We start from the raw sequence: 12,817 nt of genomic DNA on the forward strand, positions 1-12,817 counted from the left end.
GGGAAGCGATTTCTTTGGAAAAACCCGCATTCCGGGGCGGAAACCGATAAAATATCGGCCAAGACGGGAATTATGTAAAAATTATGATGAAATTCACTCCTTAATACCATTTGCTATGACCACGACATCCACCCCAGCCTTTGCCACGAAGCGCATCGCCAAATCGAGAATCAGTGAAGTTGATTTTAACAACCTGGAGTTCGGGAAATACATTTCCGATCACATGCTCATGGTTGACTATGTGAACGGCAAATGGCAGGAGCCTTCCATTCTACCCTTCGGTGATATCATGATGTCTCCCGCCATGCTTTCGTTGCATTATGGCCAGTCCGTCTTTGAAGGCATGAAAGCTTTCCGCAATAAAAACGGCGACATCTGTATTTTCCGCCCGCAAAAACACAGCGAGCGCCTCAACAAGTCATTGGCCCGCATGTGCATGCCCGAAATCCCGGAAGAACTGTTCATCCAAAGCCTGCACGCCATCGTGGAAACCGACCAGAGTTGGATCCCGACCAGTGAAGGCGCGTCTCTCTATATCCGCCCCGTGGTGTTCGCCTACGAGCCGCGGCTTGGCGTGAAGATCGCCGACCACTTCAAATTCTTTGTATTGACCAGCCCCGCTGGTGCCTACTTTAGCAAACCCACACGGTTGAAAGTGGAAGAAACGTTTGTGCGCGCTGCAGAAGGCGGAACCGGTTTTGCAAAATGCGCCGGCAACTATGGCGGCGCCTTCTATCCCACGCAAGTGGCCCGCCAGGAAGGCTTTGACCAGGTGTTGTGGACGGATGCAAAAGAACATAAATACATCGACGAGGCCGGCGTGATGAACGTGATGTTCGTCATCGACGGAAAAGTGATCACCCCCAAACTCACCACAGCCTTGCTGGACGGTGTGACGCGCGACACCATCATTAAACTCGCGCCGTCGCTGGGCATGACGGTGGAAGAACGCCGCGTGAGTGTGGCCGAGATCGAGGAAGCTTTCAAGAAAGGCACGCTCACCGAAGCCTTTGGAGCGGGTACCGCAGCCGTTGTATCTCCCATTGCTGCTATCAACATTCACGGTGTCGACTATTCGGTGCCGGCCGTGACTCCCGATTCGTTCCAGCAACGGGCCAAAGAAAAACTGAACAACATTCGCCTGGGGGTTGAGCCGGATGTGCACGGCTGGAACTACATCATTCCCGCGCGATAACCTTCTACATCATCCTCGCCCGGCACATCCGCTGGGCGAGGACTTTCAATAGCCTTTACCGATCGCCGTCCACAAAACGTGTGGGCAAACCGTACTATTTCGTTTTTTTCTATGAGAGCAGTTTTCTTCAAAGGCAAAGACCACCCGCTGGTGGTGCAGAACATCAAAAAATTCCGACCTGTAAAAGACCAGGTGCTGGTTCGACTAAAATATGCAGCGCTGAATCACCTCGACATTTGGGTGTGGCGCGAGAAAGACGGCCTGCCGCCGGAGGGGAACATCCTCGGTTCCGACGGCAGCGGCGTGATCGAAGAAGTGGGAGAGGATGTGGATCCCTTGTTCATTGGCATGGAGGTGATCATCAACCCCAGCCTGGAATGGGGAGCGAACCCCATTGTGCAGGGAAATTCTTTTAAGATCCTGGGCTACCCCGACAACGGCACGTTCAGTGATTACATCGTCATCTCAAAAAAATACATCTTCGAAAGACCCGAGCATCTCACGATGGCCGAGTCGGCGGCCGTGCCGCTGGCGGCCCTTACGGCATATCGGGCTTTATTTTCGAAGGCACGGTTACGCAGCAAAGAGAAAGTGTTGATTACGGGCATTGGAGGTGGAGCGGCGTTGTGGCTGTTGCAATTTGCCGTGGCTTATCAAGGGCGCGTCTATGTGACCTCCAGCTCGGAAGAGAAGTTGGCGAAAGCAAAAGGGTTGGGCGCGTTAGGCGGTTTCAACTACAAGGACCCGGAGTGGGCGGAGAAGGCATTAAAAGAAAGTGGCGGAGGATTTGACATCATCATCGACGGCGCCGGTGGCGATCAATTTTCAAAATACATCACGCTGGCCTTGCCCGGCGGCCGCATCGTGAACTATGGCCGCACCGGTGGCAACATCTCGGAGATTGCCACGCGTCAGCTCTACTGGAAGCAAATTTCCATTCATGGCACCACCATGGGCACCCGCGACGAATTTCTCTCCATGCTCGACTTCCTTGAAAGCCGCGGCATGAAACCCATTATCGACAAGACCTTTTCCCTGGAGCAAGCCGAGGAAGCGATGCGCTACATGGAAGAAGGCCATCAGTTTGGGAAGATCCTTTTGAAGATTGAAAAGTAAGACGAGGTTAGAAAAGATATACAGAATAACATGTCACAACCGGAGATCATCTATCGCAGCAACATCAGGCTCACCGCCGAGGCATTCATCGATCTGTTGAAGCGCTCGACGTTAGCGGAGCGGCGCCCTGTAGACAGCCGGCAGCGCATTCAAAGCATGCTCGATCATGGCAACGTGCTCATCACGGCATGGAGCGGCGATACGTTGGTGGGTGTTTCGCGCGCGTTAACAGACTTTTCATTTTGTTGCTACCTCTCCGACCTTGCCGTGGACGAAGCCTTTCAGAAGCAAGGCATCGGCAAACGCCTGATTGATGAGACGCACAAAGTGGCGGGTGAAAACACAGCGCTCATTTTGCTCGCGGCGCCAGCAGCCCAGCAATATTATCCGAAGATTGGCATGCAACGCTTCGAACATTGTTTCATGATCCCCCGAAAATAAAAAAAACACCATGGCACAATTCCCCATCACCGACAAAACTGAGATCACACGTCTGCCCAAACGTGGTGTGTATGACAAAGACGCCGTCTATGCCATCCTCGACGAGGCTCTTTTTTGCACGCTCGCCTACACACGCGACAACCAAGCCTTTCAAATCCCCACCGGATTTTGCCGCATCGGCGACAAACTCTACCTGCACGGCTCGGTGGGAAGTTTCTACATGCGCGAACTGGCAGAGAAGAAACCCCCGGTGTCCATCAGTGCCACGATCATGGACGGCCTGGTATTGGCCCGCTCTGCGTTCCATCATTCGGTGAACTATCGCTCCGTCGTGGTCTTCAGCACTCCCGAAAAAGTAGAAGACGAAAACGAACTGTACACTGCCCTCGAAGTCTTCACCAACAAAATGCAGCCCGGCCGTTGGGACGACGTACGCAAACCCACCGCCGGCGAATGGAAAGCGACGAAGTTGCTCTCGTTTAAAATTGAAGAGGCCTCTGCTAAAGTGCGAACAGGCCCCCCGAAAGACGATGATGAAGATTATACTATGGATGTTTGGGCCGGCGTAGTCCCCCTGGAAATCACCCGCCACTCACCCCAACCCGACCCCGCACTAAAACCCGGTGTGTCCTTACCAAGCTACCTGAAATAAAACTTTGCTTTGCCCGCCGAAGCTTTAGCGAACGAGGGCGTCTTTCTTTGCTCACCGAAGCTTTAGCGAAAGCGAGACGGTTTAACTTTCCCTGCTATGAAAATCGACCACATCGCCCTCTACACCACCGACATTGAAAAACTGAAAGCTTTCTACGAGCGCTACTTCAACGCGAGGGCAGGAGAAAAATACACCAACCCGAAAAAACAGTTTCAATCCTATTTTCTCTCTTTTTCAGAGGGAAGCCGGATAGAAATCATGCAAAAGTCCGGTATCCCCGCTCGCGCGCAAGAAGAAGAAAGTATGGGGTTGACACACTTTGCTATCGCGGTGGGCGACAAAGAAAAGGTCGATCTTCTAACAGAGCAATTACGAACAGACGGCTACGCGATCGTGGGTGAGCCGCGTACAACGGGCGACGGCTATTATGAAAGCGTAGCCCTTGATCCGGACGGAAACCGGATCGAGATAACTATTTAAATAGAAAGAGAGGCCTTTTTTAAGACCTCTCTTTTGCATTTGTGAATGATAACCTTTCTATCAGGTCTTTATATTTTTTAATGTAAAATTGTGGAGTAAACAAAGACATCTACATTCCCGGTAACTGTCACTGGATGATCAGTGTTGTTTTGCTCCCTGCCCGAACCGTTGATCGTTAATGAAAAGTCAAATTTTAGTTTGCCAGAATCTTTATCGAAGGAATAATTACTGATGGACAGTGGATCTGAAGGAATAATTTCAATCGTTGACAGATTCGCACGACTCTCATCCATAAAATAGGGATAAAACGAATCAAATGCCAAGGTCAATTCATCATAAGGTGATGTCGTCGTAGCGATGGACCCATCGGGATTTTGAATTTGAACAAACGCTCCGGAGACCTTATCGTAGGAGACAAGAGAACCGTCTTCGGTGCCGAACTGATACACTGGATCTTGGTAGATGATGTTTGTGTTCCCATACGAATTGATCCTAAAATCAAAATGAAACTTGCTGTGATTTAGCGTGGGCGCTATAGGCCATCTTACGTCTAAGGGAAAGAACTTCGGAGTGGCATGAATTTCAGTTGCTTTGTTATCGCTCCGAAGTATTGTCAGGTTGAATTCGGTCTTTGTATAGGGGTACGTATTGTCATAGTCAACCACCTGTAGTGAATTTTCGTTGTATCGAAACAGCATACTCATTCTGCTGCTCATATCATCGCTGTATCTTTCGAAACTCAAAAAACGGTAGCCGTCATTGTCTGTATCGATCTCACCTTTGGTTAGATTTTTGTTGAACGTGAAATCTTCGGAGAAGGGTGTCCCGTCACTTAAAGTACCCGATACGTTGCCCTTGATTGAACCTGCTGTTGCCGATCCGTATTCGGCATCGCGGCCTGATGGACCGGTTTGGCCCAAGGGCCCCGGTTGTCCCGCAGGTCCTGGATCGCCATCTTTTCCGGCGCAGCAGCACAAGAAAATGAACGCGGGAAATATCCACGCCGATTGAAATAATTTTGTTATATGAATTGCCATAACTTATTTTTTTTAATTCCCCGTTCGTGAGAGTAAACCACTGTAGATATTTACATCCACTTTCCCAGATACGGTGAGGGGGTGCTGTGTGCTATTGGTGTAACGATCACGCGCGAAACCCTCTAATTGCATTTTAAAAGTGAACTTCAAACTGCCGGTAGCATCGTCGTACGTATAGTTCTGGATTTCCAATCGGTCGGCAGGTATCACCCCATTGGACGCGAGGCTGACACCAAATTCATCGATGAAATAGTAATAAGGCGCAGAGTAAATCAGACGTATCTTACTGTAAACCGGCGATGTTGTGCTCACGGTCCCATCAGCGGCCTTTATTTGGATAAACGCTCCACTGGCTGAATTGAAGCGCACTTCGCTACCGTCCGAAGTTCTAAATCCGAACTGTGAATCTTCGACACCCGGGCGGATGGTGCCGTCGCCATTGGTATTGAAAATGAAGTGATATTTGGCATCGTTTAAGTAGGGATCTATCGGCCACGCCACGCTGATTTCGTGATTTACCATTATGCCATTGATTCTGAATGCTGAGCTCCCCGTTATTTCTTTGAAGAATTGAAAGTCTGCGGTAGAGGATCGGGAATAAGACATTTGATTCTTTTCAAAAGAGAGATAAAAGGACATCTTGTTGTTGGAGCCCTCGCCGTATCGTGTCAGCGCGAGATAGTGACCATCGAATCCATTTTCGATGCCGCCTTTGTCCTTGCAAGCGTTAAAGTCGAAGGGTTCGGAAAATGCAGTGCCATCGTTGCGGATACCGGTAATAGTTCCTTGAATATTTCCATAATCTGTCGACAATTGAAAGGATGATTTTCCATCCGCTCCGGCAGCGCCGGTGGCGCCTTGCGTTCCCGGGATACCTTGAGGCCCGGGATCGCCATCCTTTCCACAGCCAGGAAATAGTAAGGCGAGGGCAAGCAACGAGCATGACCATGCAACATGTTTTAGTGTCATAGGGTATAAAGGTTTGGTTTTAACAATATAAAAGGCCGTTCATCAACTGTAGCCTGTGTGTGGTGGTATTTTTCTCAAAAGATTTTTTATTATTGCCTAACTTACTTTCGCTCAATATAACTCTAGCTATGGAAAAACAAAACCGTCGTACCTTTCTGGCCAGTGCCGCTGTGTTGACCGCCGGCGCCGCTACTGCATCGACCACTACTATGGAAACCAAGAAAGATAAAAAACAACTCGCACACCACGTATTCTTCTGGCTGAAGAACCGCGACTCGAAAGAAGACCTTCAAAAACTCCTCGAAGGACTGCGCACGCTCGAAAAAATCGAGACCATCAAAAAGCTCCACATCGGCGTGCCCGCCAGCACGGAAAAGCGCGACGTGGTAGACAACAGCTACAGCGCTTCCGAGCTCATGCTTTTCGACGACCTCGCCGGCCAAGCCACCTACCAAACGCATCCCATTCACTTGAAATTTATCGAGAACTGCTCGCATCTCTGGGAGAAGGTGATCGTGTACGACGCCATGGATGTTTAATGCCAGAAATGCGGCGCGAGCGAGATGAATTTTTGAACGGTAAATCCTTTAAATTTCAAACGTGTGAAGGCTTTTTCGCTACCATACACTTGTTAGCGCGGATAAAAATTTTTTAACAATTCGTTGATGTAGGCCGTAACTTTCCTCATCTTCGTGAATCCAAATCCTCTCGCAATAATTTTTTAAAAAAGAAGGCTAAAATCTCTCCGGAGATCGATCCAGAACATAACGACTTTATATTCCGCCCCGTCCCGATTTTTTCGGGACGGGGCGGTTTCATTTTAACCAGCGTAGAGCAAACTAACACTTGTTACAAAAAGCTCACCGACCAGACATGATGCCACAACAAAAAACATTATTCGACAAGATCTGGGACGCCCACGTAGTGAAGAGCAGCGAAGGCCATCCCGATGCCCTGTACATCGACCGTCATTTCATTCACGAAGTCACCAGCCCGCAGGCGTTTGACGGCCTCCGCAAAAGAGGCGTGAAAGTATTTAACCCTGCGCGCACCACGGCCACGGCCGATCACAACGTGCCCACCCTAAACCAGCACCTCCCCATCAAGGAAGCGCTGTCGCGCCACCAGGTAGAGACCCTGCGGAAAAATTGCGCCGAATTCGGCGTCGAACTTTATGACCTGGGCCACCCCTACCAGGGCATTGTCCACATCATCGGCCCCGAACTGGGGTTGACGCTGCCCGGCATGACCATCGTCTGTGGCGACAGTCATACGTCGACGCACGGTGCATTTGGGAACATTTCGTTTGGTATCGGCACCAGCGAAGTGGAGCAAGTACTCGGCACACAGTGCGTGCTGCAGTATCGCCCCAGGACCATGAGGATCGAGATCAACGGCAAGCTGAGCAAAGGCGTGGTGGCAAAAGATATTATCCTGTACATCATCGCGAAGCTTTCGGCCAGCGGGGCTACAGGATATTTTGTAGAATATGCCGGCGAAGCCATTCGCAACCTGTCCATGGAGGCGCGCATGACCATTTGCAACATGAGCATCGAGATGGGCGCACGCGGCGGCTTGATCGCACCCGATCAAACCACATTCGACTATATCAAGGGAAGAAAATTTGCACCCCAAGGTGAAACATACGATCGCCTGGTGGAGCAGTGGAGACAATTGAAATCGGACGACAACGCGCACTACGACCTGGAGTTGTCCTACGACGCGGCCGACATTGCACCGATGATCACCTACGGCACCAACCCCGGCATGGGCATCAAGGTGACGGACCGCATTCCTACGTTGAGCGAGTTGAAAGATATCAGCGAACAAACTTCGTTCACCAAGTCGCTTGAATACATGGGCCTCGAAGCGGGTTCAGCCATCTTAGGCAAATCTGTGGACTACGTTTTCATCGGAAGCTGTACCAATGCGCGCATCGAAGACCTGCGCCTGGTGGCCAAGATGGTGGAAGGCAAGAAGAAAGCCGACAACGTAGAAGTTTGGGTGGTGCCCGGATCGAAGCAAGTAGAAAATCAGGCGCGCGAAGAAGGTTTGGACAAAATTTTTGAAGCCGCAGGATTTCAACTGCGTCAACCCGGCTGCTCGGCATGTTTGGGGATGAATGAAGATAAGATCCCTGCCGGCAAATATTGCATCAGCACATCGAACCGGAATTTTGAAGGACGCCAGGGTCCGAAGTCACGCACCTTCCTGGCCAGCCCGCTCAGTGCCGCGGCGGCCGCCATCACCGGCAAAGTAACGGATGTGCGCAACCTGGTGTAATTGAAAAAATAAGGAAAGAGAAATCGTATGTCGAAAGAAAAGTTCACCACATTGAAAACCCCGGCAGTGCCCCTGCCGATTGAAAATATTGATACGGACCAGATCATTCCCGCGCGCTTTCTGAAAGCCACTACGCGCGAAGGCTTTGGCGAAAACCTCTTCCGCGACTGGCGCTACAACAGCGACAACACGCCAAAAGCGGATTTCATCCTGAACAACGGAACGTTTACCGGCAAAATATTGGTCGCCGGTAAAAACTTCGGATGTGGCAGCAGCCGCGAGCACGCCGCCTGGTCGATCTACGACTATGGATTCCGCGTCGTGATCTCCAGCTTCTTTGCCGACATCTTCAAGAACAACGCCCTGAACAATGCGCTGTTGCCGGTACAGGTTTCGGATGAGTTCTTAAAGAAGATCTTCGCCGCGATCGAAAAAAATCCCTCAACCACGATCACCGTTGACCTGCCCCAACAAAAAGTTACGTTGGAAGACGGCTCATCCGAATCGTTCGATATCAACGCCTACAAGAAAACATGCCTCGCCAACGGCTACGACGACATCGACTACCTGTTGAGCCTGCGCGATGAGATCCGTCATTTTGAATTAGTACATTAAAAAGATGAAGAAAAAAATTACCATACTTCCCGGTGACGGCATCGGCAAAGAAGTAACCGAAAGCGGCAAAAAAGTGCTGGAACAAATCGCTGATTGCTTCGGACATGATTTTATTTTCGACGAGGCCCTCATCGGCCACGAAGCCATCGAGGCCACCGGCAACCCGCTGCCCGACGAAACACTGACGAAGTTGAAGAACTGCGACGCCATTTTGTTTGGTGCCGTAGGTCACCCCAAATACGACAACGACCCTTCAGCAAAGATCCGCCCCGAGCAAGGCCTGCTGAAGATGCGCAAGGAACTGGGCCTCTATGCCAACCTGCGCCCCATAAAACTTTTTGATGAATTGCTGGAAGCCTCCAGCATCAAGCCCGAGATCCTGAAAGGGGCCGACATTCTTTTCTTCCGTGAACTGACTGGCGACGTCTACTTCGGCGAACGCGGTCGCAAAGACAACAACGACACGGCCTACGACACGATGATCTACTCCCGCTATGAAGTAGAACGCATCGCGCACAAAGCTTTCAAGGCGGCGCAAACCCGCAGCAAGAAACTTACTTCTGTAGACAAGGCCAACGTGCTGGAAAGCTCGCGCCTGTGGAGAGAGGTAGTGCAGGAAGTTGCGAAGCAATATCCGGATGTTAAGGTGGAGCACATGTTCGTAGACGCTGCGGCCATGAAGCTCATCCAAAACCCGAAGAGCTTCGATGTGGTGGTGACCGGAAATCTTTTCGGCGACATCCTCACCGACGAAGCTTCACAAATTGCCGGCTCCATGGGTATGCTGGCCTCTGCATCGGTAGGCGACACCGTAGGCTTGTACGAGCCCATCCACGGCAGTGCGCACGACATCACCGGAAAAGGCATAGCCAATCCATTGGCCTCCATTCTTTCGGCAGCCTTGCTACTGGATATCTCTTTCGGATTGAAGGAAGAAGCCGACACGGTGATCAAAGCCGTGGAGCAAACGCTGAAGGAAGGGTACCGCACCCGCGACATCGCCGACGCCAAGACGCCCCATGAAAAAGTATTGGGCACCGAAGTGATGGGTAACGTGGTGTGCAACCAGATCCGGATGCTGGTCTCGGTCGATCAAAAAGCAAACGCATAATGAAACCCCCGGTCCGTTGTTGACGGGCCAACCAAAAAATAAAAAAAGTATGAGCAACAAAATTCAAATCTTCGATACTACCCTCCGCGATGGAGAGCAAGTGCCGGGCTGTCAATTGTCAACCGATGAAAAGATCGTGGTGGCACGAAAGCTCGAGGAGCTTGGGGTCGACGTGATTGAGGCGGGTTTTCCCATCTCCAGTCCCGGCGATTTTCTTTCGGTGGTAGAAATATCCAAGGCGGTGAAACACGTAGGCGTTTGCGCCCTCACGCGTGCCCGCAAGGAAGACATTGACGTTGCTGCCGAAGCCCTGCACCACGCCAAACGCGGTCGCATCCACACGGGCATCGGTTCGTCCGACATTCACATCAAACACAAGTTCAACAGCACGCGCGAGAAAGTGATGGAGCAAGGTGCCTGGGCTGTGCAATATGCCAAAGCCAAGGGCTATGAAGTGGAATTCTTTGCCGAAGATGCCGGTCGCGCCGACCTGGCGTTCCTCGCGCAATTGGTGGAAGCCGTGATCGCCGCAGGTGCGGATGTAGTAAACATTCCGGATACCACCGGTTACTGCCTGCCCCACTTGTATGGCAAACGCATCAAATATCTTTTCGACAATGTGAAGAACATCGACAAGGCCATCATCTCCGTGCATTGTCACAACGACTTAGGATTGGCCACCGCCAACACCATCGCCGGTCTCATGAACGGCGCACGCCAGGCCGAAGTAACGATCAACGGCATTGGCGAACGTGCCGGTAACACTTCGCTGGAAGAAGTGGCCATGATCCTGCAAACGCACAAGGACCTCGACCTCACCACGGGCATCAAATCCACCATGCTGTATGAAATGAGTACGCTGGTTTCGGATATGATGCGTATGCCGGTGCAACCCAACAAGGCCATCGTAGGTGCCAATGCCTTTGCACACTCGTCGGGCATTCACCAGGACGGCTTCTTGAAAAACTCGGAGAATTATGAGATCATTAACCCGTCGGATGTAGGCGTGCCTTCGTCTTCGATCATCCTGACCGCGCGCAGCGGCCGGGCGGCCTTGAAACATCGCCTTGAATTACTGGGTTATCAACCCAACAAATCGGAGCTGGACCAGCTTTATGACAACTTCCTGGTGGTGGCCGATGAAAAGAAGAACGTGGTGGATGAAGATCTCATCACCCTGGTGGCCAACACGCCGATTTTGGTACAGAAATAATCTGCGTTGCATTGGTTTGCAAAGCAATAAAAAGGGTAGGGCATGACGCTTTACCCTTTTTTATGACCAGGCCTGAACTCAGTGATTCTAAAAAAATTGTTTGTTCAGGCATATTTTTTATCTTCATCGCTCAATAATATCCAAAAGTATGACCCTGGGCCGTTTCAGCAAGATCACATTCCTCATACTCGCCTGCACAAGTTTTACCGGTATCCGGGCCACCGCCCAGGAAATTGGCCTGGAGCTTTATAGCCTCAGAAACCAGTTTGCCAAAGATGTGCCGGGCACCATGGCGAAGGTGAAGGACATGGGCATCAAGGAAATCGAGATTGGTGGCACCTATGGGCTGGCCTTCCCCGAATTCATGAAGCTGTTGGCACAGAATGAACTCAATGTGGTGAGCTATGGCACAGACTTCGAGCGGCTCGAAAAATTTCCCCAAACCGTAGCCGACGAGGCCCGGGCTTTTGGTGCGCGTTATGTCGTTTGTTTTTGGATCCCACACAAAGAAGATTCTTTTAACATAGCCGACGTAGACAGGGCAGCGGCAGTCTTCAACAACGCCGGCCGGGTGATGGCGCAGAGCGGACTCTTGCTTTGTTATCACCCTCACGGCTTCGAGTTCAAGCCCTATCAAAACGGCACGCTCTTCGACAACATGGTCGATAAATTCGATTCGCGTTTTGTGCACTTCCAGATGGATGTGTTTTGGGTGAAGCAGCCCGGGCAAGACCCGGTGGCTTTATTAAAGAAATATCCCACGCGCTTTGTGATGCTTCATTTAAAAGACCGCAAGCCCGGCACACCCGGCAGCGACAACGGTCATGCCGATGTTGAATCGAACGTGGTGTTGGGAACGGGCGATGTGGGCATTGCCGAGATCATGAAGGAGGCCAAGAAGAACGGCATCAAGCATTTCTTTATTGAGGATGAATCGTCGCGATCCGAAGAACAGATTCCCTTGAGCATCGCGTTTCTCAAAGCGCTGCCATAAAGATCACCCCTAACTTTTGCGGAATACTTTTAAGGAAGACTAGATCCCTTCCAGCTCTTCATAGTCAATGTCGAGCACCTCATATTTTTTCCAGCCGATAAAATCATAGTGCCACCACTCTGAGCCATTCACTTTGAAGCCGTGTTTCTCCATGGCGTTGATGAGCAGCGTCCTGTTTTTCAGAATTTCCGGATCGCTTACGGGCGAGGTGGGCCACGCTTCTTTTTTGAACGAGTCGAATCCCGTGGGCATTTTCAATTCTTCACCGGTTTTCAGATTGATCACCGTCAGGTCGAGTGCGCAGCCGCGGTTGTGGCGCGAGCCGCGATAGGGGGATGCCACGTAGGTGGTGTCGTGATAGACTTCGTAAAATTTTACGGTGGCTTTGTAGGGCCTGTAGGCGTCGAAGATCTTTATCCCCAACCCTTGTTTCTTCAGATCGGCCTGGATTTTTTTTAGCGACTCGGCCACGGGCTTGCGGGCATAGGCGCGGGCGAGGTTGTAGATCTTTTCGCCGGTGAAATTATTGGTGGTGGCATAGCGTATGTCCAACACAAGACCCGGTACAAATTTTTCCAGATTGATCAACTCTTTTTCCGGGTTTGCCTTCACAGTCTCTTTATATTCTGCCAGCGTGGTGGCCTTCAAGCCATATTTATTTTGGGCAAACGACGAAAGGGAGACGGACATAGCGAGAAGGAGAAGACTCAA

14 protein-coding genes are annotated in these 12,817 nt (G+C 50.9%); 11 read left to right on the forward strand and 3 right to left on the reverse strand.

What is annotated here, in order from left to right:
* Nucleotides 1-115: 115 nt before the first annotated feature.
* The 5 genes from BUB30_RS29000 (at nucleotide 116) to BUB30_RS29020 (ending at nucleotide 3,884) form a co-directional block, all read left to right on the forward strand.
* Complete coding sequence (locus BUB30_RS29000) at nucleotides 116-1,195, forward strand: branched-chain amino acid aminotransferase (RefSeq protein ID WP_073141678.1); 1,080 nt, start codon at nucleotides 116-118, stop codon at nucleotides 1,193-1,195.
* 111 nt (nucleotides 1,196-1,306) lie between these two features.
* Nucleotides 1,307-2,311: a zinc-binding dehydrogenase gene (locus tag BUB30_RS29005; RefSeq protein WP_073141680.1), complete on the forward strand. Its 1,005-nt coding sequence runs from the start codon at nucleotides 1,307-1,309 to the stop codon at nucleotides 2,309-2,311.
* Nucleotides 2,312-2,341: 30 nt separating this feature from the next.
* The gene (locus tag BUB30_RS29010; RefSeq protein WP_073141682.1) at nucleotides 2,342-2,752 is read left to right on the forward strand and encodes a GNAT family N-acetyltransferase; all 411 of its coding nucleotides are present in this window, start codon (nucleotides 2,342-2,344) and stop codon (nucleotides 2,750-2,752) included.
* 10 nt (nucleotides 2,753-2,762) lie between these two features.
* Complete coding sequence (locus tag BUB30_RS29015) at nucleotides 2,763-3,404, forward strand: pyridoxamine 5'-phosphate oxidase family protein (protein WP_073141684.1); 642 nt, start codon at nucleotides 2,763-2,765, stop codon at nucleotides 3,402-3,404.
* Nucleotides 3,405-3,500: 96 nt separating this feature from the next.
* Nucleotides 3,501-3,884 (forward strand): VOC family protein, encoded by a 384-nt coding sequence (locus BUB30_RS29020; RefSeq protein WP_073141685.1) that lies wholly within the window; start codon nucleotides 3,501-3,503, stop codon nucleotides 3,882-3,884.
* Nucleotides 3,885-3,961: 77 nt separating this feature from the next.
* Here BUB30_RS29020 and BUB30_RS29025 read toward each other — a convergent pair whose 3' ends face one another.
* Complete coding sequence (locus tag BUB30_RS29025; RefSeq protein WP_073141687.1) at nucleotides 3,962-4,921, reverse strand: collagen-like triple helix repeat-containing protein; 960 nt, start codon at nucleotides 4,919-4,921, stop codon at nucleotides 3,962-3,964.
* A 12-nt stretch (nucleotides 4,922-4,933) separates the two neighbouring features.
* Nucleotides 4,934-5,890 carry a hypothetical protein gene (locus BUB30_RS29030; protein ID WP_073141689.1) on the reverse strand — a complete coding sequence of 319 codons (957 nt, stop codon included), beginning with the start codon at nucleotides 5,888-5,890 and terminating at the stop codon, nucleotides 4,934-4,936.
* A 128-nt stretch (nucleotides 5,891-6,018) separates the two neighbouring features.
* On the opposite strand from BUB30_RS29030, the gene BUB30_RS29035 reads away from it, so the two are divergent.
* The 6 genes from BUB30_RS29035 to BUB30_RS29060 all read left to right on the forward strand — a co-directional run bounded on the left by BUB30_RS29035 (nucleotide 6,019) and on the right by BUB30_RS29060 (nucleotide 12,106).
* Entirely contained in the window at nucleotides 6,019-6,429 is a 411-nt protein-coding gene (locus tag BUB30_RS29035; protein WP_073141691.1) for a Dabb family protein, read from the forward strand.
* A gap of 337 nt (nucleotides 6,430-6,766) precedes the next feature.
* Nucleotides 6,767-8,173 carry a 3-isopropylmalate dehydratase large subunit gene (gene leuC / locus BUB30_RS29040; RefSeq protein ID WP_073142454.1) on the forward strand — a complete coding sequence of 469 codons (1,407 nt, stop codon included), beginning with the start codon at nucleotides 6,767-6,769 and terminating at the stop codon, nucleotides 8,171-8,173.
* 27 nt (nucleotides 8,174-8,200) lie between these two features.
* Entirely contained in the window at nucleotides 8,201-8,788 is a 588-nt protein-coding gene (gene leuD, locus BUB30_RS29045; protein ID WP_073141693.1) for a 3-isopropylmalate dehydratase small subunit, read from the forward strand.
* 4 nt (nucleotides 8,789-8,792) lie between these two features.
* Nucleotides 8,793-9,899: a 3-isopropylmalate dehydrogenase gene (gene leuB / locus BUB30_RS29050; protein ID WP_073141694.1), complete on the forward strand. Its 1,107-nt coding sequence runs from the start codon at nucleotides 8,793-8,795 to the stop codon at nucleotides 9,897-9,899.
* 49 nt (nucleotides 9,900-9,948) lie between these two features.
* The gene (locus BUB30_RS29055) at nucleotides 9,949-11,112 is read left to right on the forward strand and encodes a 2-isopropylmalate synthase (RefSeq protein ID WP_073141696.1); all 1,164 of its coding nucleotides are present in this window, start codon (nucleotides 9,949-9,951) and stop codon (nucleotides 11,110-11,112) included.
* A gap of 148 nt (nucleotides 11,113-11,260) precedes the next feature.
* Complete coding sequence (locus tag BUB30_RS29060; protein WP_073141698.1) at nucleotides 11,261-12,106, forward strand: sugar phosphate isomerase/epimerase family protein; 846 nt, start codon at nucleotides 11,261-11,263, stop codon at nucleotides 12,104-12,106.
* A gap of 39 nt (nucleotides 12,107-12,145) precedes the next feature.
* Here BUB30_RS29060 and BUB30_RS29065 read toward each other — a convergent pair whose 3' ends face one another.
* The gene (locus tag BUB30_RS29065; RefSeq protein ID WP_221408818.1) at nucleotides 12,146-12,796 is read right to left on the reverse strand and encodes a M15 family metallopeptidase; all 651 of its coding nucleotides are present in this window, start codon (nucleotides 12,794-12,796) and stop codon (nucleotides 12,146-12,148) included.
* Nucleotides 12,797-12,817 lie beyond the last annotated feature (21 nt).

The sequence above is a fragment of the Chryseolinea serpens genome, from assembly GCF_900129725.1.
Taxonomy (GTDB): domain Bacteria; phylum Bacteroidota; class Bacteroidia; order Cytophagales; family Cyclobacteriaceae; genus Chryseolinea; species Chryseolinea serpens.

Excerpts from the sequence above, each read along its gene's own strand:
- BUB30_RS29000 (WP_073141678.1), top strand. The coding sequence starts at position 116 with ATGACCACGACATCCACCCCAGCCTTTGCCACGAAGCGCATCGCCAAA.
- BUB30_RS29005 (WP_073141680.1), top strand. The coding sequence starts at position 1,307 with ATGAGAGCAGTTTTCTTCAAAGGCAAAGACCACCCGCTGGTGGTGCAG.
- BUB30_RS29010 (WP_073141682.1), top strand. The coding sequence starts at position 2,342 with ATGTCACAACCGGAGATCATCTATCGCAGCAACATCAGGCTCACCGCC.
- BUB30_RS29015 (WP_073141684.1), top strand. The coding sequence starts at position 2,763 with ATGGCACAATTCCCCATCACCGACAAAACTGAGATCACACGTCTGCCC.
- BUB30_RS29020 (WP_073141685.1), top strand. The coding sequence starts at position 3,501 with ATGAAAATCGACCACATCGCCCTCTACACCACCGACATTGAAAAACTG.
- BUB30_RS29025 (WP_073141687.1), bottom strand. The coding sequence starts at position 4,921 with ATGGCAATTCATATAACAAAATTATTTCAATCGGCGTGGATATTTCCC.
- BUB30_RS29030 (WP_073141689.1), bottom strand. The coding sequence starts at position 5,890 with ATGACACTAAAACATGTTGCATGGTCATGCTCGTTGCTTGCCCTCGCC.
- BUB30_RS29035 (WP_073141691.1), top strand. The coding sequence starts at position 6,019 with ATGGAAAAACAAAACCGTCGTACCTTTCTGGCCAGTGCCGCTGTGTTG.
- leuC (WP_073142454.1), top strand. The coding sequence starts at position 6,767 with ATGCCACAACAAAAAACATTATTCGACAAGATCTGGGACGCCCACGTA.
- leuD (WP_073141693.1), top strand. The coding sequence starts at position 8,201 with ATGTCGAAAGAAAAGTTCACCACATTGAAAACCCCGGCAGTGCCCCTG.
- leuB (WP_073141694.1), top strand. The coding sequence starts at position 8,793 with ATGAAGAAAAAAATTACCATACTTCCCGGTGACGGCATCGGCAAAGAA.
- BUB30_RS29055 (WP_073141696.1), top strand. The coding sequence starts at position 9,949 with ATGAGCAACAAAATTCAAATCTTCGATACTACCCTCCGCGATGGAGAG.
- BUB30_RS29060 (WP_073141698.1), top strand. The coding sequence starts at position 11,261 with ATGACCCTGGGCCGTTTCAGCAAGATCACATTCCTCATACTCGCCTGC.
- BUB30_RS29065 (WP_221408818.1), bottom strand. The coding sequence starts at position 12,796 with ATGTCCGTCTCCCTTTCGTCGTTTGCCCAAAATAAATATGGCTTGAAG.